The following is a 20,070-nucleotide window of genomic DNA, read 5'->3' on the forward strand; positions in this document are numbered from 1 at the left end:
TTCGGGATCAACACCTGACACGCCGAAGCCAGTCACCCGACCGCGCCTGCGATGAGTGCGGCGTTCATGAGCCCCCGTTCTCGGTCGGCCGGATCGAGATTCACCCAGCTCGAGTGCCCCTCGTCACCTAGGTTCTCGAGGATGGCGCGGAGCCTGCGCCGGTCGTTCGCGCTCATCGTGTCGTAGGCGAGCTCGGACGCGTCGCTGACGCTGGCACGGATGACGGCTGCATCGTCGAGGTGGCGGGCCCGATCGCGGTTGTCCACGAGATAGGCCGCTCCTTTGGCGACCAGCGCGCCGAGCTCATCGGGCACACCGAGGACGACGCGGGCACCGCCATTGAAGATCAGCGTGTACGTGTCGCGGCGGCGGATAGCCTGCTCTCCGGCTGGCGCAGCGAACGCGGGTCGTTGCGCGAGCCTCGGCCGCATCCGAGAGGGCAGATGGTCGGCGACCATGACGTCTACCTTGCGGCCGTCCGCGTGCACAAATCGATAGGCATGCTCTTCGCTTTCGACGAGCTCGAACCCGATCTGGGCCAGGGCGGCCCGGGTCCCGGCCAGAGAGCTGCGGTCGGCCCAGTAGTCCACGAGCGCGTCCATGTCGTCGGTGGACCGGCGCATCGCCACCCCGGCCCTACTGCCGTGGATTGCGACCATGAGGCCACCCACAAGTGTGAGGTTCTCCGAGATCCCGGTGCCGGCTACGTCGATGACCGTCCGCCATGCGGGGAGAAGGTCGTCAGCCCCCATATCAACGGTCAGTTCAAGGCCAGCCATGCGTTCCTCAGCTCAGTGAGAGCTCGCAGGCCACCGCTGCGTTCCCTGGTGTCGGTGCTGACAGCGAGGTCCGCGGCGATGACCGCGGCCGGCATCGTGTCACCGTCGTACGTGATCGGCAGCGTGTTGTCGTAGAGGACGTCTTGGCCGCTGGTCGAGGCCGCCATGAAGTGCGTGCGGGCGTACTCGTCGATTTCGCCGCGGCGGACGTAGCCGGAAACTTGGCGGGTGTCGTCCATGAGTCCGACGCGCAGCTGGCCGGCGGCGGAGCGGCCGGTAGCGATGAGCTCTTCCCCGGCCTTGGTGGCATTGGCGGCACGGTAGCGGTGCGCTCGGGTGCGCCCTGAGACGGCGCGCGCGAGCTCGTCTGCACCCCATGTGCGCAGTCGCCGGCGTGTGCGCGAAAGGGTGCTGGGGGTTAGCCAGGTCGCCTCGAGGCCGCTGAGCTCCCACAGCAGTCCCCACGCGGTGTTGGCGTCGAGCTTTCGACCACCTCCGCGGCGAAAAGACGTTTCGTAGCGGAGCACGGAGTCAGCGTCGGCCAGCCACGCGCCGGAGGAGAGTTTGCGCCCGGCGATGGAGCCTTCGGCGAGGAGGTCGATGGCGTGGCGCCGCGAGACTCCGAGGCGGCTGGCGAGTTCGGTCGCCGTCAGGTGAACCATTGCAGAACACCTCCAAACTTGGAACTATTGTGACACAGAGTTGGCGCGCCGCGCGCCGCGCGCAAACGGTCCTTAATCGGGACCGCCTGCGTGACGCCGGCCTACGTGCGGCGCCGGTCTGCCGGTTCAGGGAGCGCAAAACGCGCTCATCTCCTCAGCACTGGGATGCCGGGCGCAGGCGAGCATGTCGCCCTTATGGCTTACGCTCGCGATTGATGCGTAATGTCACGACTGCACCGAGGCCCGACCTTTGGCGAGTGGCTTCTGAGCTCACGATCACCCCGACCGGGGATGACCTCGGGTCGCGCGCTGCGCGGCGACTCGTTCGCCGTCGCCGGCGGCGAAACTGGTGGTGGTTCGGAGGCGCGACGGTTGTAGCCTTCGCGGCGGGCGTCCTCGCAGTACTTCTTCAGCACCCCGTTGCGAGTTCAGCCCTCACCGTTCTAGCCGCACTCGGGGTCGCGCTTGCCGCCGCTGCCGGGACTGTGCAGTTGCGCGCGGGAACTTACAGGCGGTTGACGTCCCGGATGAGGCGAGGAGCCACCCCCGCGTGGTGGGTGTTCACTTCGCTTGCGTGGGCTGCGGTGCTCTCAGCGGGCGTCGCCGCGATCATCACGGTGACATCTGAGGGGTCGTTTACCTCGGTTGAATCCCTCGTGTCGACCAAACTGGCGGCCTTCATGCTCGGGTTCGTTGGTATGTTGCTCAGCGCCGCGAGTTCGGCATCCGTGCCACCCTTGCTGTCTGCCTCTCCCAAGCCGCGACAGTATCAAGCGCACTGGAGCCAGCTGACCTGGACCGCGTCACTACTCGCAGCGACGCTCAGCGCGATGTCGCTCGCTCTGTATCGCGGGCAGGATAGCTGGGTCGTGGAAGTGACGGTCACGATCGGGTTCGCCTTCATCGCGGCCCTCCTCGCGTGGCACGCGCGGGCGCTACACAACCTCCGGTCTCAACGAGCACGGCTGCTCGATGGCTTGGCAGGGGCCTACGAACTGATGACGGACGCCGACAATACGGACGCCGCCGTAACCCGCACGCTGCTCGCACTCCGCGCACTCACCGTGCCGGACCCGTTTCGCTCGCAGTCTCCGGCTGCCCCACCTGCGGCGACCGGCTGGGAGATTGCGGAGGTTGTCAGCATCTTGTTGCATGCCTACGGATATGGCGATTTGCCGGAATCAGTCGCCAGCAGGGCTTTGCGGGCTCTTCGGACTTTAGGTGGGGGTGGTGGGGTCGAGGCCGCCGGCGATGAGGAGCATGCGGAGTCGGTAGTTGTCGTAGTTGCGGAAGCCGCGGGCGACGCGGCGGGCGAGTTCGATGAGGCCGTTCACGGCCTCGGTGCCGCCGTTGGATGACCGGTCGGTATCCCAGTAGGACAGGAACGCGGCCCGCCACTGACGCAGGGTGCGGCCGAGTCGGGCGATCTCGGGGATCGGGCAGGTCGGGAGCGATTCGAGCACGTGCTCGGCGATCTTGCGCCCGGTGGCGAGGTCGGCATGCCGGTAGGCGTCGCGGAGTTGCTGCGCGGCCTGCCAGGCGACGTCGACCTCGACGTGCTCCTCGCGCTGCGTGAACGCGGCATCGAGCCGGGCCTTCTGCCGGTCGGTGAGTCGTTCCTGCCCGGCGCGGAGGATGTTGCGGATCCCGTAGAGCGCATCACCTCTGCGTCCGCGGTGCCCGAGGGTGTCTTGCTGGACGCGGCGGCGGACCTCATCGACCGCGGTGGTGCCGAGCTTGACGACGTGGAACGCGTCGAGCACCGCGACGGTATCGTCGAGCTCGTCGTCGAGGGCCTTCTTGTAGCCGGCGAACGGGTCCAGCGTCGCGACCTGCACCCCGTCGCGGAACTCCTGCCCGCGCTCTTGCAGCCAGTCGGCGTAGGCCTTCGCGCTGCGCCCGGGCACGAGGTCCAGCAGGCGGGCCCTCACCCGCCCGGACGCATCGCGCGACAGGTCGACCATCCCGGTCAGTTCCTTCGGACCCCGCCCGCCATCGGCGACGGGTCTGGTGGACACGTGGTGCCAGAGGTGCTCGTCGACGCCGAGCGTGGTGACCCCGTCGAAGCGGGACCCGTCCGCGGCGCGCGTCTCGAGCACCGGCCTGACGTGTCGCCAGACCGTGCGCCACGACACCCCGAGCTGGCGGGCGACGCCCTGCACCGACGCGTTCTCCCTCCGCATCTGCCCCACCGCCCAGATCACCGCTCGGGCCGTGAGCTTGGCGCGAGGCGCGGCGACCAGAGCGTTCTGCTCGGTGAACGACTCCCTCGGGCACGCCTCATCAGCGCACCGGAACCTGCGCTTGCGCCACCGGACCCGCACCGCAGCGGCGCTCATCGGCGCATCGACCAGCACGAGCGCCTTCCGGCCCCGCGACTCGGCGACCTGCCCGCACCCCGGGCACCCGACCGGCCCCGGCGGGGACTCGACGTCGATCAGGAGCACGCCGTCGCGGCAGCGCTCGACAGCCACCACGTGCAGCCCGCCGAGGCCGACGAGCACATCGCAGCGATCACAGTAGACAGCAGAAGACGGGCACGCAGCGGCGCACCCCGTAGCATCGGGCACGGGTCGAGGTCTCCGAACGGAAAGGAAGCTTGATCGCTACCGATCCTCGGGGCCTCGACCCGCCCCACCCCGTCACCACGCGGCCCCGCACATCACCCACCCCCACCTAAAGTCCGAAGAGCCGCTTTGCTGGCGGGCGAGCTCGGGCAGCCGTTTCGCGATGTACTAGGCGCGGAGAGCACAGAACTGCGAGTTGCGGGATGCGATTTCATATCTCGGACGATCGAGTGGACATCGCGCAACACTGCCACCGGCCCGGCCCGCTTGCCTTTATCAGTCCGGTCAGGATCCATATACGGTCGGTGCCCGTTGGCGGGGCATCGTCGGTCGTAGCGGATCCCTCTCCGCGCACCGGCTCTTACTTCGTTAGGCGTAGCGGCGAACGGCTTCCCGGATAGCTTCGGCGTGCTGGTAAATCTGTTCGAGCGACTCGAGCGCGTGGCGCGTCTCGTTCTTTTCCGGGTCGAGGAGGCCGAGAAATTTCTGCTTGCCGTTGAAGTGGAGACGTGCGATCGGCTTCCGGTTGTTGTCGTCAAGTAGCACGGCGAAGTAGCTCTTCGCGTCACGCTGGGTGATCCTCTGCGGTTTGACCTCACCGCACGCAATAGCTTTCACGATCTGATACCCCTCGAGCTCCTCGAGCGTGGTCTCGATCTCGGTATCCCTGTCCAGGTCTTCCGCGACCACAGGTTCACTGGACACGCTCGCATTGTTGAGGGGTGCGGAGGTGACGCCAAGAGCGCTCTTTAGGCGGTCGTTGACGCTTTCGGTCAGGAACTGCCGGGTCGCCTTCCCGACGAGCGCCGTGAACTGGTCACGGACCTTCTGCGTGAATGCTCCCTCGTACACGCGCGAGGTGAAGAACTTGATCCACTCGTCGGAGGGCTCGCGGAACTGCTTCGCTATCTCCCTCTTGAGAGCACCCACGTATTTGAGTTCGCCCGCAGCACTGATGATCGAATCGAGGTCAAAGCTGTCCTTCGTGAGCTTTTGGATCTCAGGAATGAGCGTCTCGTCAATGTCGAGCAAATCCAGCACAAGGAAAGGCTTTGAGTCCATCCGGTTGGGCGCGTCCAGATCCGTGTAGAACTCCCACACAACGCCGTTAGTCAGGGCAGCGAGGCGCGCGTTCGTGACTGAGAAGTACCGGAACAGTTGTGAAGCGTGCTCAATTTTCAGCTGTCCGAGCGAAGCCTTGCATTCAATCAGGATCTGCACTTCACCATCGCGAACGATGGCGTAGTCGACCTTCTCTCCCTTTTTCGTTCCCACATCCGCGGTGAACTCGGGGATCACCTCAAGAGGATCGAACACGTCATAGCCGAGAATGGTCGAGATGAACGGCATGACGAACGCGTTCTTGGTCGCTTCCTCAGTGCCGATAGCTGTGGCCTGATTCTTCACCTTCGCGGCCAGTGCAGCGAGTCGATCCTGGAACTCCATTGTTACCCCTGTCCTGATTCAAACGTCCAACCCTGCGAGCGTTGACTCGCCCCGGCGTGTCTGGAGAGTGTTTTGCTGGTGTCAGCCGGCTTGTTCGACCGGTTCGTTGCGAGCGTAGTCGAGTTGTTCGACCTCGAGGGGCGTGAGGTCGTGGGCCTTGACCCCGGATCGTGGACACGGTGTCATTTCGGTTATGCCGCTTCCGTGAGGATAGCGAAGGTGGCGGTCTCGTAGGCGTTCGGGGTGATGTTGCCGATCGCGGAGTGGCGCCTGCGGGTGTTGTAGCGGTTCGCCCACCGGAACACGGCCCGGTAGGCCGTGGGCGCGTTCGGGAACGCGGGTCGGCCTTCGAGCAGTTCGCGCTTGAGGGCCGCGTTGAAGCTCTCGGCGAGGGCGTTGTCGGCCGATTATCCGGCTAATTGGCCTCGGGTTTGCGTTTGGCCGGATAAGGCTCAGCCGCGGCCGAGTTGTCGGAGTTGGGGAATGCTGAGCCTTTGGTTGACTCGTTTCCTTATCCCGCCAGGCAGGCGGGGTGTTTCATGATGGTCTCGAACTCGATGGGCGTCAACTTCCCGAGTCTTCGTTGACGGCGGCATCGGTGGTAGCGTGCCTCGATCCAGTACACGATCGCGAGGCGAAGCTCGTCACGGGTGGTCCACTGCTGCTGGTTGAGGACGTTCTTCTGCAGCAGACTGAACCAGTTCTCCATGGCCGCGTTGTCCGCGCACGCGCCGACTCTGCCCATCGATCCGCGCAGCCCGAAGTGTCGAAGGGCACGCCGGAATCTACGGCTTCGAAATTGACTGCCTCTATCGGAATGCACCGTCACCCCGGCTGGCTTACCGCGCCGGTGGAATGCGTCGGTGAGCGCGTCAACGGCCAGTCGGGCCTTCATCCGGTCGCTGATCGAGTAGCCCACGATCCGGTTGCTGAACACGTCCTTGACCGCGCACAAGTACACCTTGCCCTCACCGGTTCGGTGTTCGGTGATGTCGGTGAGCCACAACTCGTTGGGCCGGTCGGCGGTGAAGTCACGTCTGACATGGTCGTCGTGCACGGCAGGACCCGGCCGGCGATGCTTCCGAGAGCCCTTGCGGCGGTGCGCGGCCGAGAACATGCCCTCCTGCGAGCACACCCGCCACACGCGACGCTCAGACACCTGCCAGCCGTCGTCGACGAGTTCGTCGGAGATGAGCCGGTACCCCTGACAACGGTCCTCATCCCACACGTCCCGGGCAGCGTTGATCAGATGCGCCTCGTCCCAGTCGCGATCGCTGACCGGATTGGCCAGCCACTGGTAGTACGCCTGCTTGGAGAAGCCGAGGACCCTGCACGCCACCGCGACCGACACCCTCACGGGGGCGCCGGCCGCAGCCAGTTCACGGACGAGCGGGAACACTATTTTGGGGACGCAGCACCGATCCGAAGGTTCGCTTGCGAAAGATACGCCGCGGCCTTCCGGAGGATCTCGTTCTCCATCTCCAACTCGCGGATCCGCTTGAGCATCTTCGCCTGCTCACGCTGCCCGTCCCGATCGCTCGACGCCGCCGGCGCGATCCCGCGGCCGGCCAGCTCGACGTTACGCACCCACGCCTGCAACGCCGACTTCGAGATCCCCATATCCGCGCAGACCTGCTTCTGCGACATTCCCTGCGTGAGCACCAGAGCGACCGCGTCGCGCTTGAACTCCTCCGAAAACTTCACCGGCATGACTTCATCCTTCCCGCCCCGATCCTTCAAATCAAAGCAGTCCCAGAGTCAACCAAAGCTTCAGCATTCCCAAGGTGTTCTTCGCCGACCCCCACTCGCCCTGGCAGCGGCCGACGAACGAGAACACAAACGGGTTGCTGCGTCAGTACTTCCCGAAGGGCACGGACCTCTCGCGGTGGTCGGCCGAGGACCTCGAAGCCGTCGCTCTCGCGCTCAACAACCGGCCACGGAAAAGCCTGAACTGGCGCACTCCCGCGGAAGTCTTCGGGGAGCAGTTACGCTCGCTTCAACAACACGGTGTTGCAACGACCGGTTGAGCCCAGTGTCTACACGTCGATCGCGTTCACCGACCGGCTCATCGACGAAGGCATCGACCCGTCCGTCGGGTCCGTCGGCGACGCGTACGACAACTCCCTCGCGGAGTCGCAGATCGGCCTGTACAAGTCCGAGCTGATCCACCATGAAGGGCCCCGGCGCGACGTCGACCAAGTCGAGGCCGCCACTGCCTCCTGGGTGCTGTGGTTCAACACCGAACGCACCCACGGCTCCATCGACGACCTCACGCCCGTCGAGGTCGAACAACTCGACTACGCTCGCAACGAACCGGTCGAACAAGCCGGCTGACACCAGCAAAACACTCTCCAGACACGCCGGGGCGAGTCACCATGCCTCTGACCGCGTTGCCGACGGGTCCGCAGACACGCTACCGCCGCCCGAAGTGACCGCTGAGAGCAGTTTGCTCAGTTTCCCGCATGGGATGGAATCGGGAAATCGGCTCGGATTTCGGCGTTCTGAGACGCCGATTGAAGCCCTCCGGAGGGCCTTGGCTTCGGCTCATAGCTTTTACAAATGCGGGCAAAAAGCGGGCAAAAACGCATTCTGGGAGGTCTGACCACAGAAGAAATACCTGATCAGAGTTAAAAAATGGGTGTGCCCCTGGAGGGATTCGAACCCCCGACCATTCGCTTAGGACGCGCCTGCTCTTCCACTGAGCTACAGAGGCGGGCCCGTCGAGTCTACCGGCCGGGCCGGTGCACGCCGATCGCCGTTCAGCCGACGCGACGGAAGAGGCGGGATGCCAACACGGCAGTTCCGCCGGTCGTGGAGGCGATCGCCACGAACCCGGCAGCCGTCGCTGCCGCGGTGCCTTCGGTGGAGGCATCCGCCGTCAGATACGCCAGCGTGAGCGCCGCCGTCGCGGCGACCGCGGCGAGAACGAGTAGAGCGACCGTGCCGGCGACGCCAGCGCGCCTGTCGGACGGCGCCACGGGGCGCACCCGCGCGAGCACCGCACCGCCGAGAAAGACGTAGATCGCGACGACGAGCACCCCGGCGACGACATCGCTCGGGCGGTGCCACTGGCTCCCCACGAGAAGGGATCCCACGGCGACGATCGCAAGGGAGCCCACCGCCGCGATCACGGGCCGCAGCCGCGGCGCGCACACGAGGAACAGCGCGAACACCGCCGACACGAACACCGTCGTATGCCCCGATGGGAATGAGTTGTGCCATGCGCCCGTCGCCCCGTTGTCGGGACGCGTCAGGACCTCATGCTTCAGCAGCTGGCTCGTCAGGTTCGCCGCGGCCACCACGATGAGCGCGAGCCCCGTGGCCACTCGCTGCCGCCGGATCGCGCCGATCACGACCGCAATCAGAACGACCCCGGCGCTCAGCAACGGCACGGCATCCAACAGGGTCGAGGCCTCCGCAACGACGGCGAACTGCGCCCCGGTGCGCGCCTGCTCGTCGATCAGCTGCCCCATGTAGCCCTGCACGAAGAACAGGTACGAGGCAGCGAGTAGCACGGCGAGCACCGCGGCGGTTGCCACGAAGTGCCAGGCGCGGGGTGCTGCTCTCATGCTCCGATGCTCGCACGCGCACTTGAGCGTCAGCGCAGAACGCGCCCAGAAGGTGCGATCAGTGGAAGAGGCGCCGCCACACGTTCGTGTCGGCCAGGTCGAGCAGCTCGTCGCCGCGCCCCGAGAGCACCGTCTTCAGCGCCCACACCGTGAAGCCCTTGATCTGCGCGGCCGTGATCGTCGGCGGCATCGACAGCTCCTCGCGCGCGGTCACCACGTCGACGAGCACGGGCCCCTCGGTCTCGAGCGCCCGGGTCAGCGCGCCGCGCAGCTCCGACGCCTTCTCGACCCGGATGCCCGTGATCCCCACAGACTCCGCGACGGCGGCGAACGACGGGTTCTCGAGCTCCGTGCCGAAGTTGACGATGCCCGCCGCCTTCATCTCGAGCTCGACGAAGTTCAGCGACGAGTTGTTGAACACGACGATCTTCACCGGCAGATCGTTCTGCCGGATCGACAGCAGGTCCCCCATCAGCATCGCGAGGCCGCCGTCGCCGGAGAGCGCCACGACCTGCCGCGACCGGTCGGATGCCTGGGCGCCGAGCGCCTGCGGCATCGCGTTCGCCATCGACCCGTGCAGGAACGACCCGAGCAGCCGGCGCTTGCCGTTCATGGTCAGGTAGCGCGCCGCCCAGATGACCGGGCTTCCCACGTCGGCCGTGAACACGGCATCCTCGCTCGCCAGCTCATCGAGCAGCCGCGCGACGTACTGCGGGTGGATCGGCGCCTTGCCGTCGTCGACGGCCAGCTCGTCGAGCCCCTTCCGCGTCTTGCGGTAGTGCTCGACAGACTCCTTCGCGAACGCGTCGCTGCGCCCTTCGTCGATCAGCGGCAGCAGCGCCGCCGCGCTCTCGCGCACCCCGCCGACGAGACCCACGTCGATGGGCGTCCGCCGCCCGAGCTGCTCGCCGCGCAGGTCGACCTGCACGATCTTCGCCTTCTCGGGGAAGAACTGCCGGTACGGAAAGTCGGTGCCGAGCATCAGCAGCGCATCGCACTTCTCCATCGCCCGATACCCCGACGCGAAGCCGAGCAGCCCCGTCATCCCGACATCGTACGGGTTCTGCCACTCGATGTGCTCCTTGCCGCGCAGCGCATGCACGATCGGCGCCTGCAGCTTCGCGGCGAGCGCGATCACCTCGTCGTGCGCCCCCGCGACGCCCGCACCGGCGAGGATCGTCACCTTCTTCGCGCCGTTCAGAATGGATGCCGCGGCCTCCAGCCCCGAGGCATCCGGCACCACCGTCGACCGAGTCGGCAGGATCGGCGCCGTCGCGCGGCGATCGGGAGCGTCGGCGAAGAACACGTCGCCCGGCACGACGACGACGGCGACACCGCGCTTCTCGACGGCCGTGCGCATCGCGATCTCGAGCACCCACGGCAGCTGTGCCGGGTCGCCGACCAGCTCGGAGTAGACGCTGCACTCGCGGAACAGCTCCTGCGGGTGGGTCTCCTGGAAGTACGTGCTGCCGATCTCGGCCGACGGGATGTGCGAGGCGATCGCGAGCACCGGCACCCGGTTGCGGTTCGCGTCGAACAGGCCGTTGATGAAGTGCAGGTTGCCCGGGCCGCACGAGCCGGCGACGACCGCGAGCTCGCCGTTCAGCTCGGCATCCGCCCCCGCCGCGAACGCCGCGGCCTCCTCATGGCGCATGTGCATCCACTGGAGCGCGTCCTTGCCGCTGTCGCGGCGCAGCGCGTCGGTGAAGGCGTTGAGCGAGTCACCGGGAAGGCCCCACACCCGGGTGACGCCGGCCCGCTTGAGAGTGTCGATGAAGAAGTCTGCAACGTTCGCCATGCTTCGACGCTACGCCCCCTGGGCTCTCTGCGCCTAGGGTTGACAGCCGCAAACCTCCATATCCCGTGTGAGTGCGAGCCCAAGGTGTGTCAGAGGGTTGCGATCGGCGCACATTCTCGGAATCGTGGCCGACTCATCCACGCAAAGCACTCCACGGAAGGAGAGCACCATGCTCACACTCACCGAGAACGCCCGCACCGCCGTCAAGCACCTCACCGAGCGGATTCCCGCCGACTCGGCGGGCCTGCGCATCGCACAGGCCACGGCACCGAACGAGGGCTACGCCGTCACTCTCGCCGACGCGCCCGAGGAGGGCGACACGGTCGTCGAGGATGCCGGGGCGCGGGTCTTCGTCGACGCGGTCTCGACCGTGCAGCTCGACGACCGCGTACTCGACGCGCAGATCGACGAGAACGGCGGCGTCGGTTTCGCGCTCGCGCAGCGCCGCTGATTCCGCCTTCGGAACCACGGATGGCGCCCCGGCACACGATGCCGGGGCGCCATCTGTGGTCTACAGCCGTAGCGCTCGGGCGCGGGTCAGCGGAAGTCCCGGGACCGGTGCTGCACCCCCACCCGCAGGTCTTCGAACGCGTCGGCGACGAGGTTCGTCACCCCTTCCGGCGAGCGCTCCAGCATGCCGCGCGCGATGAGCGCCGGCGAGTCGCGCAGCACCCGTCGATACCGGTCCCACACCCCCTTCGAGCAGATCACGTTCATGAGGCCGTGCTCGTCCTCCAGGTTCAGGAACGTGATGCCCGACGCCGTCGCGGGCCGCTGCCGGTGGGTCACCAGGCCCGCAACCTCGACCCGGCGGCCCTCTTCATGCTCACGCAGACCACGCGAAGTGAGCACGCCCCGCGCATCCAGCTGCGATCGGTAGTGCGTGAGCGGATGATCGTCGGTCGAGATGCCGGTCGCCCAGAGGTCGGCGGCGAGGACGTCGTAGCTCGACTGGTCGGGGAACAGCGGCGGCTGCACCGACATGAGCGTGCCCGCGAGGAACTCGGTGCGATCCTGCGCGGCATCCCCCGCCAGCCACAGCCCCTCGCGCCGCGAGATGCCCATGCTCTCGAACGCCCCCGCGGTGGCGAGCGCCTCGACCTGCGCCTCGGTCGCGTTCGTGCGCCGCACGAGGTCGCGGAGGTCGCGGAACGGACCCTCGGCCGCACGCGCCGCGACGATCCGCTTCGCGAGCGGCTGCCCGACACCGCTGACGGCGGCGAGCCCGAGCCGCACCGCGAAGACGCCGTCGCGGCGATGCCGGGCCGACTCGTCGGGCGCCGCGGCGTCGAAGACCGGCACGGGCGGCTGGTGGGGATCGGTGCACGCGTCCCGTCCCGTCGGCGCGGCGATCGGCCCCCCACGCCCGCCCGTGGGCGACGATGCGTCGGCGTCGACCGCTTCGAGCCCGGCGTCGGCGCCGGAGGCGTGGATGTCGGGGCGGCGCACCGTCACGCCGTGCCGACGGGCGTCGGCGGTGAGGGATGCCGGTGAGTAGAACCCCATCGGCTGCGCCCGCAGCAGCGCCGCGAGGAACGCCGCCGGGTAGTGCAGCTTGAGCCACGACGACGCGTACACGAGCAGCGCGAACGACAGCGAGTGGCTCTCTGCGAAGCCGAAGTTCGCGAACGCCTGGATCTTCGCGTAGATGTCGTCGGCGACCTCGCCCACGAGCCCGTTGCGCTCCATGCCGGCGTAGAGCTTCGCCTTCACCGACTCGATCCGCTCGATGCCGCGCTTCGACCCCATCGCGCGGCGCAGCACATCGGCATCCTCGCCCGTGAGATCCCCCACGGCCATGCCCATCTGCATGAGCTGCTCCTGGAAGATCGGGATGCCGAGAGTGCGCTCGAGCACCGGCTCGAGCTTCAGATGCGCGTAGGTGACCTTCTCGCCCTGCACCTTGCGCCGCACGTACGGGTGCACCGCACCGCCCTGGATCGGCCCGGGTCGGATCAGGGCGATCTCGATCACGAGGTCGTAGAAACGCCGCGGCTGCAGTCGCGGAAGCAGCCCCATCTGCGCGCGCGACTCGACCTGGAACACCCCGATCGAATCTGCCCGGCAGAGCATGTCGTAGACCGCCTGCTCCTCTTTCGGGATCGTGTCGAGCGACCATTCCTCCCCCGTCGCCGCCCGGATGAGATCGAAGCAGTACTGCAAGGCGGCGAGCATGCCGAGACCGAGCAGGTCGAACTTGACGAGCCCCATCCACGCCGCGTCATCCTTGTCCCACTGGATGACGGTGCGCTTCTCCATGCGGGCATGCTCGATCGGCACGACCTCGCCGACGGGACGCTCGGTGAGCACCATGCCACCGGAGTGGATGCCGAGGTGGCGGGGCGCCTTCATCAGAGCGCTCGCGTATTCGAGCACCCGATCGGGGATGTCGTGGGCACCCGGCACGGGGCCGTCCCACCGCTCGACCTGCTTCGACCAGGCATCCTGCTGCCCCGGCGAATGACCGAGGGCCCGCGCCATGTCGCGCACCGCGTTCTTCGGCCGGTACTGGATGACGTTCGCAACCTGCGCGGTCCGCTCGCGGCCGTAGGTGTCGAACACCCACTGGATGATCTCCTCGCGCCGGTCGGAGTCGAAGTCGACGTCGATGTCGGGCTCCTCCTCGCGCATCGCGGAGAGGAACCGCTCGAACGGCAGGTTGTAGAAGATCGAGTCGACCGCCGTGATGTCGAGCAGATAGCAGACGGCGCTGTTGGCCGCGGATCCGCGCCCCTGACAGAGGATGCCTCGGCGCCGCGCCTCGGCGACGATCCCGTGCACGATGAGGAAGTAGCCCGGGAAGTCCTTCTGCTCGATGACGCCGAGCTCTTTGTCGATGCGCGCGCGGTCGGCGTCGGACGCGTCGGGATACTTGCGCGGCACGGCATCCCACACGAGCTTCCGCAGCCACGACATCGGCGTATGACCCTCGGGCACCGCCGTCTTCGGCAGGGCGGGCTTCGCGCGGCGCAGGGGGAACGCGAGCTCGTCGGCGAGGGTCACGGTGCGCGCGATCGCCCCCGGGTAGCGGCGGAAGCGGCGAGCCATCTCGGCGCCGGAACGCAGATGCGCCGCGCCGTGCGAGGGCAGCCACCCGTCGAGCTCGTCGAGGCCGCGGCCCGCCCGCACGGCGGCGACGGCCGCGGCGAGCTGCATGCGCTCGGGCGCGGCGTAGTGCACGTTGTTGGTCGCGAGGACAGGCAGCCCGCGCTCGGCGGCGAGGGCGGCGAGCAGGTCGTTGTCGCGGGTGTCGGCGGGGTTTCCGTGGTCGATGAGCTCGACGTCGACCGCGCCCGCGCCGAAGCGGGCGACGAGCCGGTCGAGAGCGTCGGCGGCCGCCGCGGCGCCACCGGATGCCAGTGCCTGACGCACCGCGCCCTTGCGGCACCCGGTGAGCACGGCCCAGTGCCCCTCGGCGCGCGCGGCGAGGTCGTCGAGGTCGTAGCGGGGGCGGCCCTTCTCGCCGCCGGCGAGCTGCGCGTGCGTGATCGCGGCGGCCAGGCGGTGATAGCCCTCCTCGCCGCGGGCGAGCACGAGCAGGTGGGTGCCCTCGGGGTCGGCCGGGCCGCTGCGCGCCGCGCTCGGCGACCACGGATCATCGCTCAGCGACAGCTCGGCGCCGAACACCGTCTTCACGTGCAGCTGTTCGGCGGCTTCGGCGAAGCGGACGATCCCGTAGAACCCGTCGTGATCGGTGACGGCGAGGGCGTGCAGCCCCAGCCGCTCGGCCTCCTCGGCGAGCTCCGCCGGCGACGAGGCCCCGTCGAGGAACGAGTACGACGAGTGCGCGTGCAGCTCGGCGTAGGGCACGGCGTCGTCCGGGCGTTCGATGGGCGGGGGCTCGTACTTTCCGCGCTTGCGTGAGAACGCCGGGCCGTCGCCGCCGTCGGGCTCCTTGGCGCGCCCGCTCAGCACGCGCTCCATCTCCGACCACGTCACGGAAGGGTTGTTGAAGCCCATCAGTCGTACCTCCCCTCCACCGTCCAGCCGCCCTCCTCGCAGACGAGCAGCCACGCCACCTGCTCGGTGTCGACGATCTGGAACCGGTGCGCGCGGCGGGCGCGCGCGGCATCCCACCCCCGTTCGATCACCGGCCACGGCCCCGCCCACCGGTCGACGCCGCGGCGCTGCGCGGGGCGCGCGGGCTGCCCCGGCCGCCCCGGCGCGGCGCCGACCGTGACCCACACCGGCTCGGCGGTCGGCTCGCCCCGCCCGTCGACGGCCACCATGTCGCCGTCGGCGTCGAGCACCGCCACCGGCGGCGCGTCGGCGAACACCGTCGTGGGGAGCGGCCCGGGCAGGCTGCCCGGCCACGGCCGGTCGGCGACCCGCGCCGCCGACTCCAGGCGGTCTCCCCACGGCACGAGCTGCTGCCGCTCGGCGAGCCATCGCCCGCCGCCGATCTCGGGGGTGAGTACCCCCTGATGCCCGAGCATCGCCTGCACCCGCGACAGTGCATGGTGCACGCGCTCCTCGGGCCCCGAGCCGAACAGCCGCGCCGTGTGGTGCGCCGCGGCATCCACCCCCTCGGGTTCGATCCGCACGCTCGTGACGGCGCTGCGGAGCCCCGCGCTCGCGCCGGCCCCGCCCGCGCGGCGCCCGACCCCCGCCGCGCCCTGCTCGGCGAGCTGCCACCGCACCCGGTCGACGATCGCCGCGGCGTCGAACGCGTCGGGATGCCGCCACACCCGTTCGCTCCGTTCCCCGTGCTCGCCGGTCAGCACGACGCGCACCTCGGTGCAGACGAGGCCCCGATCGCCCAGCCGTCCGGTGAACTCCTCGGCCGGCACGCGCACCCCGAACGCGATCTGCTCGGCGAGGCTCACCGGCGGCTCGAAGGCGACCTCGCGGTGCAGTTCGGGCGGGGGCGTGCGCGCCTGCACCGGACGGGGGTCGTGTCCGGATGCCAGGGCGAAGAGCCGCGCGCCGCGGGCGCCGAACCGCTCGCTCAGCCGGTCGGGGCCGAGGGCGGCGACCGCTCCGAGCGTCTGCACGCCGAGCCGGGCGAACAGGCTCACCGTGTCGTCGTCGAGCACCGCGACCGGCAGCGGGGCGAGGAAGGGGCCGGCCGCCCCGCGCGGCACGATCCGCACCGGGTCGGTCGCGCGGGTGCCGCGGCGGGCGGCCTGCTCGGCGGTGAACGCGCCGTCGGCGACCGCGACACGCACATCGTCGATCCCCTGCGCGGCCACCGCTCCCGACAGCACGGTCGCCGCCGACGCCTCCCCGCCGTAGAACCGCGCCGGCCCCTTCGCCCGCAGGGCCAGGAGCCCCGGCTGGATCACCTGCACGCTCGGCGCGGCCTCTTCGACCGCGGCGACCACGGGAGCGAACGCGCGGTGGTCGCGCACCGGGTCGTCGAGGACGACCTCGAGGTGCGGGCAGCGCGCCTGCGCGTCGCGACGCCGCTGGCCGCGTCGCACCCCCTCAGCCCGCGCCGCGGGCGAACAGGCCACCACCGCGCCCTTCGCGAAGATCGCGATCGGCAGGGAGACATCCCACGGCTCGTCGCCGTCACGGGCGAGCGCCACGATCGGCCAGTCGGGCACCCACACGACGAGCGTCCGCGGCGCGAGCTCGGCGGCATCCGGCATCCGCTCGCCGGTCATCCGCTCACCCGGCATCCGCTCACCCGGCATCCGCTCGCCCGTCATCAGCTCACCGCCCGGAGCGGCATGCCATGGTCGGGCGTGACGGCACGGGAGACCGCACCCGCGGCATCCGGCAGCAGCACGCGGCCCGTGCGCGGGCGGGGAAAGCGGCGGCTGGTCACCGTGACGGTCAGCTCTCTGCCCTCGAGCAGGCCGTACCCCTCGCCGATGCCCGACCACGACGGGTCGCCGACGTCGATCATCGCCTCGGTCTGCGGCCACGGCCCCTGCACGAGCAGCACCGCCTCACGCTCGCGCATGCGCCCCGCCAGGCGCGCGATGTCGCCGTCTTTCGCACGCGCGGGCGGGCGCACCGCCACCACCGGCAGCACGTCGGCGATCGCCGCCGTCACCGCGAGCCAGCGCTCCCCCGGCTCGGGGATCAGCACGAGTCGCGACAGATCGACCCCCGCCGCGCGGGCCGCCTCGGCCCCCAGGTGCGGCATGCCCACCGCCGCGCACCAGGCCCCGTCTTGCGAGGGGCGGGCGAACAGGGCGAACAGCAGCGACATCGATCGCCCGAGCGAATACGAGGCCCCGGGGCGCAGGCCACCGCCGGGAAGCAGCGTGGCGAGGGCCTGCGGCACCGGCAGCACGGGCGTCTCGAGCCGCCGGCCCTGCATGCGCTCGAGCTGCGCACGCAGCCCGTCGACGGTGCTCGCGACGTCACGGACGGCGACGTTCCCCACGATCGACCTCATCTCACCAGAGTAGAACTTTCGTTCTAATCTCTCAATCCAGTGAGATCGAAGATAACCACGGGGTCGGACATCGCCGCCGCCGGCCTCGAGCCAGCCGGAGGAAGGCGTGGTCGCGCGGGAAAAGCCTCAGGCGGCGAGCGAGAGGTACGGTTCCCAGACCGGGTCGGAGCGCTCCGTGCCCCGCACCGTCCACTGCGCCCCGCGGGGCGGCTGCGGCACCCAGCGGAGGGTCCAGCTCATCTCCTGCGGCGTGCGATCGCCCTTCACATTGTTGCAGCGCAGGCAACACGCGACGAGGTTCTCCCACGAGTCCGCTCCCCCGCGCGAGCGCGGCAGCACGTGATCGATCGTGCTGGCCGGCCCGCCGCAGTACGCACAGCGGTGCGCGTCACGGCGCAGCACGCCGCGGCGGGTGACGGGCACCCGGCGGGCGCCGGGAACCCGCACATAGCGGGTGAGCACGATGACGGCGGGGCGATCGACCTGACCTCCGATCCCCCAGACGGGATCCTCGTCGATCCGCTCGATCACGGTCGCCTTCTCGTTCATCACGAGCACGAGGGCTCGTTTGAACGAGACGACGGCCAGGGGTTCGTATCCGGCGTTCAGTACCAGGGTGCGCATGCGGTGTCCTCTCGAACGGCCGTGACGGCTTCAGCGGCCTCTCGGTGTGAGATCGCAGCGACCGGGCGGGCCGCGGGCACGAAAAAAGGCGCTGTCATGAAGACAGCGCCCTTCTCTCACAGCTCTCGCTGCGGCAGTCGTACACGCGATGGCGGAGCACGTAGCGGCCGGATGCGTTCCGGCAGAGGGCATCCATGGTGCGGATGCGGGCTCCTGCTGTGTCCACCTGTTCCCCCTCGGCTTCTGCGAGCGTCGGGATCAGGGTAACCCAGTCGGGGAAGGGGTCGGCGAAAACCGGGCGAACGGATGCCGCGTGTCGCCCGACCTCGACCGGAGCGCGTCGGGCGTCAGCCGACGTTGGCGACGAGCCAGCTCTCCGCGTCGACCCACGAGCCGTTGACGTAGATCTCCAGGTGCAGGTGCGTGCCGTAGGCGCGCCCGGTGTCACTGACCTGCCCGATCAGCTGCCCGGCGCTGACGGTCTGGCCGACCGTGACCCGCCGCGAGCCGTAGAGCATGTGCGCGTAGAGCGAGGTGACGCTCTGGCCGCCGATGTTGTGGGCGATCTTGACGTAGACACCCCATCCCGGGCCGTCCTCGTCGGAGGCGACGACCACGCCGTCGGCGATCGAGTAGAGCGGCGTGCCGCGGTCGGCCATGTAGTCGGTGCCCTTGTGGCCGGCGTAGGGGGTGCCGAAGTTGTTGAACGACGTCAGCGGGCGGACGACCGAACCGGCGGGAGCGATCGTCTCGGCGATCGCTCCGGTGTAGCTCGACGAGTCGGCCGACGCCGCTGCGGCGGCAGCGACGCGCGCGGCGGCGGCGGCCTTGGCGGCGGCGGCGGCGGCCTTGGCGGCCTCTTCGTCCTTCTTCGCTTGGATCTCCTCGGGCGTGGTGGCAGCGTAGCCGCCGCGCGCGAGGGCGGCGGGCGTCGCCTCGGATGCCACGACGAGCGACTGCGCGTTGTCGGCGGCCAGCTGCTGCACGGTCGTCACGGCCGCCTCGGCGGGCGTGCTGCCGGCGGCGCTGAACGCGGCGGGCACCGCGACGGTGGCCACGAGGGCGGCGACGGCGGCGACGGTGAAGAAGCTGCGCGCCGGATGCGGCTTGCCGGCGGCACGGCGCTGGGCGCGGGTGGGGCGCGGCGCGGGCGCCTGCGCGGCGGTGGTCGGCACTACCAGGCGGCGCGCACGGCTCCGCAGAACGGTCTTCGTCGGCTCGGACTCGGGTGTCTCTTGCGACGGGTCGTACTTTTCAGCCAAGGGTCCTCCGGCGCCTCCGCATGCCCCCGCTGGCGGGGATCGCTGGTTCGTCGGCACTCGGTGTCAGGGCACAGATGTACGGGTGTCACCGCGCGAACGACGAACCCATGAGGCAATTCGTGCGGCGATCCGTGGCGGGCTTCTCGCCAGTTGGACTTTTCGAGGCTACCCGAAGGTAACGAATAAGTCACGTAGCACCTGTCGGACCCAGCTCTCTCCCACCGGATGGCCAGGGTCAGGCCTGCGGTGCGGCGCCCGTCAGGAAGATGTGCGAGGCGACCTCGACGGGGAGCTCCAGCCCCTCGTCCGAGCCCTCCATCTGCACCAGCACGTAGCCCTCGCTGAAGCGGAAATCGCCCACGGCGCCGGGCATGACACCCGCATCGCGCAGCTGGGTCAGCAGCTCGGGGTCGACCTGGGCCGGTTCGGCGAGCCGGCGCACGGTGCCGGTGACCGGCCCGCCGGTCTCGTTCATGAGCCGGACGAGTCCGACGACGCCGTCGTCGAACGTGCGCGCGGGCACGTCTCCGAGCTGGTCGAGACCCGGGATCGGGTTGCCGTAGGGCGATTCGGTGGGGTGCCCGAGCAGTTCGAGCAGACGCCGCTCGACGAGCTCGCTCATCACGTGCTCCCAGCGGCAGGCCTCTTCGTGCACATACGCCCAGTCGAGCCCGATCACGTCGGAGAGCAGCCGCTCGGCGAGACGGTGCTTGCGCATCACGTCGACGGCCTTCTGCCGGCCGGCCTCGGTGAGGGCCAGCGACCGGTCGTCGGTGACGACGATCAGCCCGTCGCGCTCCATCCGGCCGACGGTCTGCGAGACGGTGGGGCCGGAGTGGCCGAGGCGCTCCGAGATGCGGGCGCGCAGGGGCACGATGCCCTCTTCCTCGAGCTCGAGGACGGTGCGCAGATACATCTCGGTGGTGTCGATCAGGTCGGTCATGGCTGCCTCGGTGCGCGAAGGGGATACAGATGTGTCGGTGCATCCAGCCTATCCGTTCGGTCAGACAA

At 69.2% G+C, this 20,070-nt stretch carries 16 protein-coding genes and 2 pseudogenes; 3 read left to right on the top strand and 15 right to left on the bottom strand.

Going from position 1 to position 20,070, the window contains the following annotated elements; all coding sequences use genetic code 11:
* Nucleotides 1–32: 32 nt before the first annotated feature.
* From FHX68_RS06050 to FHX68_RS06080, 7 genes and pseudogenes are all read right to left on the bottom strand, one after another.
* Complete coding sequence (locus FHX68_RS06050) at nt 33–779, bottom strand: hypothetical protein (RefSeq protein ID WP_141381603.1); 747 nt, start codon at nt 777–779, stop codon at nt 33–35.
* Complete coding sequence (locus tag FHX68_RS06055; protein ID WP_141381602.1) at nt 761–1,441, bottom strand: hypothetical protein; 681 nt, start codon at nt 1,439–1,441, stop codon at nt 761–763. The genes FHX68_RS06050 and FHX68_RS06055 overlap by 19 nt, the downstream gene beginning before the upstream one ends.
* Before the next feature lie 505 nt (nt 1,442–1,946).
* Complete coding sequence (locus tag FHX68_RS06060) at nt 1,947–2,198, bottom strand: hypothetical protein (RefSeq protein ID WP_141920111.1); 252 nt, start codon at nt 2,196–2,198, stop codon at nt 1,947–1,949.
* A 460-nt stretch (nt 2,199–2,658) separates the two neighbouring features.
* Nucleotides 2,659–4,011 carry an ISL3 family transposase gene (locus tag FHX68_RS06065; protein ID WP_425325858.1) on the bottom strand — a complete coding sequence of 451 codons (1,353 nt, stop codon included), beginning with the start codon at nt 4,009–4,011 and terminating at the stop codon, nt 2,659–2,661.
* A 366-nt stretch (nt 4,012–4,377) separates the two neighbouring features.
* The gene (locus FHX68_RS06070; RefSeq protein WP_141381644.1) at nt 4,378–5,454 is read right to left on the bottom strand and encodes a type I restriction endonuclease; all 1,077 of its coding nucleotides are present in this window, start codon (nt 5,452–5,454) and stop codon (nt 4,378–4,380) included.
* Nucleotides 5,455–5,645: 191 nt separating this feature from the next.
* Nucleotides 5,646–5,861 (bottom strand): annotated as a pseudogene (locus tag FHX68_RS15800) (integrase core domain-containing protein); the annotation flags it as partial.
* Nucleotides 5,862–5,965: 104 nt separating this feature from the next.
* A protein-coding gene (locus tag FHX68_RS06080; RefSeq protein ID WP_425325853.1) for an IS3 family transposase occupies nt 5,966–7,164 on the bottom strand; the annotation gives its coding sequence in 2 pieces (ribosomal slippage) (nt 5,966–6,892 and nt 6,895–7,164; 1,197 coding nt in all).
* A gap of 71 nt (nt 7,165–7,235) precedes the next feature.
* On the opposite strand from FHX68_RS06080, the pseudogene FHX68_RS06085 reads away from it, so the two are divergent.
* Both FHX68_RS06085 and FHX68_RS06090 read left to right on the top strand, forming a co-directional pair.
* Nucleotides 7,236–7,481, top strand: a pseudogene (locus FHX68_RS06085) (IS30 family transposase); the annotation flags it as partial.
* A complete protein-coding gene (locus FHX68_RS06090; protein WP_170219050.1) occupies nt 7,465–7,788 on the top strand; it encodes an integrase core domain-containing protein in 324 nt (107 codons plus the stop codon). The pseudogene FHX68_RS06085 and the gene FHX68_RS06090, both read left to right, overlap by 17 nt.
* A 425-nt stretch (nt 7,789–8,213) precedes the next feature.
* Here FHX68_RS06090 and FHX68_RS06100 read toward each other — a convergent pair whose 3' ends face one another.
* A complete protein-coding gene (locus tag FHX68_RS06100) occupies nt 8,214–9,023 on the bottom strand; it encodes a phosphatase PAP2 family protein (protein ID WP_141381075.1) in 810 nt (269 codons plus the stop codon).
* Between the two features lie 58 nt (nt 9,024–9,081).
* A complete protein-coding gene (poxB, locus tag FHX68_RS06105) occupies nt 9,082–10,821 on the bottom strand; it encodes a ubiquinone-dependent pyruvate dehydrogenase (RefSeq protein ID WP_141381074.1) in 1,740 nt (579 codons plus the stop codon).
* Between the two features lie 169 nt (nt 10,822–10,990).
* On the opposite strand from poxB, the gene FHX68_RS06110 reads away from it, so the two are divergent.
* Nucleotides 10,991–11,272, top strand: coding sequence for a HesB/IscA family protein (locus FHX68_RS06110; RefSeq protein WP_141381073.1), 282 nt, complete (start codon nt 10,991–10,993; stop codon nt 11,270–11,272).
* A gap of 86 nt (nt 11,273–11,358) precedes the next feature.
* Here the strand turns inward: FHX68_RS06110 and FHX68_RS06115 are convergent, their stop codons facing one another.
* From FHX68_RS06115 to FHX68_RS06140, 6 genes are all read right to left on the bottom strand, one after another.
* A complete protein-coding gene (locus FHX68_RS06115) occupies nt 11,359–14,781 on the bottom strand; it encodes an error-prone DNA polymerase (RefSeq protein WP_141381072.1) in 3,423 nt (1,140 codons plus the stop codon).
* A complete protein-coding gene (locus FHX68_RS06120) occupies nt 14,781–16,475 on the bottom strand; it encodes a DNA polymerase Y family protein (RefSeq protein ID WP_483403588.1) in 1,695 nt (564 codons plus the stop codon). Before FHX68_RS06120 ends, FHX68_RS06115 begins: the two co-directional genes overlap by 1 nt.
* Nucleotides 16,475–17,173, bottom strand: a complete 699-nt coding sequence (locus tag FHX68_RS06125) for a hypothetical protein (RefSeq protein WP_141381071.1) — start codon at nt 17,171–17,173, stop codon at nt 16,475–16,477. Before FHX68_RS06125 ends, FHX68_RS06120 begins: the two co-directional genes overlap by 1 nt.
* 126 nt (nt 17,174–17,299) lie before the next feature.
* Nucleotides 17,300–17,797 carry an HNH endonuclease gene (locus tag FHX68_RS06130; protein ID WP_141381070.1) on the bottom strand — a complete coding sequence of 166 codons (498 nt, stop codon included), beginning with the start codon at nt 17,795–17,797 and terminating at the stop codon, nt 17,300–17,302.
* Between the two features lie 347 nt (nt 17,798–18,144).
* Entirely contained in the window at nt 18,145–18,972 is an 828-nt protein-coding gene (locus FHX68_RS06135; RefSeq protein ID WP_229661596.1) for a M23 family metallopeptidase, read from the bottom strand.
* A gap of 322 nt (nt 18,973–19,294) precedes the next feature.
* Nucleotides 19,295–20,002, bottom strand: coding sequence for an iron-dependent transcriptional repressor DtxR (locus FHX68_RS06140; protein WP_141381068.1), 708 nt, complete (start codon nt 20,000–20,002; stop codon nt 19,295–19,297).
* Nucleotides 20,003–20,070 lie beyond the last annotated feature (68 nt).

This window comes from Microbacterium lacticum (assembly GCF_006716815.1).
In the GTDB taxonomy this organism is placed as follows: Bacteria; Actinomycetota; Actinomycetes; order Actinomycetales; family Microbacteriaceae; genus Microbacterium; species Microbacterium lacticum.

Bases quoted from the DNA above. Each gene is read 5' to 3' on its own strand.
- FHX68_RS06050 (WP_141381603.1), bottom strand. From the start codon at position 779: ATGGCTGGCCTTGAACTGACCGTTGATATGGGGGCTGACGACCTTCTC.
- FHX68_RS06055 (WP_141381602.1), bottom strand. From the start codon at position 1,441: ATGGTTCACCTGACGGCGACCGAACTCGCCAGCCGCCTCGGAGTCTCG.
- FHX68_RS06070 (WP_141381644.1), bottom strand. From the start codon at position 5,454: ATGGAGTTCCAGGATCGACTCGCTGCACTGGCCGCGAAGGTGAAGAAT.
- FHX68_RS06100 (WP_141381075.1), bottom strand. From the start codon at position 9,023: ATGAGAGCAGCACCCCGCGCCTGGCACTTCGTGGCAACCGCCGCGGTG.
- poxB (WP_141381074.1), bottom strand. From the start codon at position 10,821: ATGGCGAACGTTGCAGACTTCTTCATCGACACTCTCAAGCGGGCCGGC.
- FHX68_RS06110 (WP_141381073.1), top strand. From the start codon at position 10,991: ATGCTCACACTCACCGAGAACGCCCGCACCGCCGTCAAGCACCTCACC.
- FHX68_RS06115 (WP_141381072.1), bottom strand. From the start codon at position 14,781: ATGGGCTTCAACAACCCTTCCGTGACGTGGTCGGAGATGGAGCGCGTG.
- FHX68_RS06120 (WP_483403588.1), bottom strand. From the start codon at position 16,475: ATGACGGGCGAGCGGATGCCGGGTGAGCGGATGCCGGGTGAGCGGATG.
- FHX68_RS06125 (WP_141381071.1), bottom strand. From the start codon at position 17,173: ATGAGGTCGATCGTGGGGAACGTCGCCGTCCGTGACGTCGCGAGCACC.
- FHX68_RS06130 (WP_141381070.1), bottom strand. From the start codon at position 17,797: ATGCGCACCCTGGTACTGAACGCCGGATACGAACCCCTGGCCGTCGTC.
- FHX68_RS06140 (WP_141381068.1), bottom strand. From the start codon at position 20,002: ATGACCGACCTGATCGACACCACCGAGATGTATCTGCGCACCGTCCTC.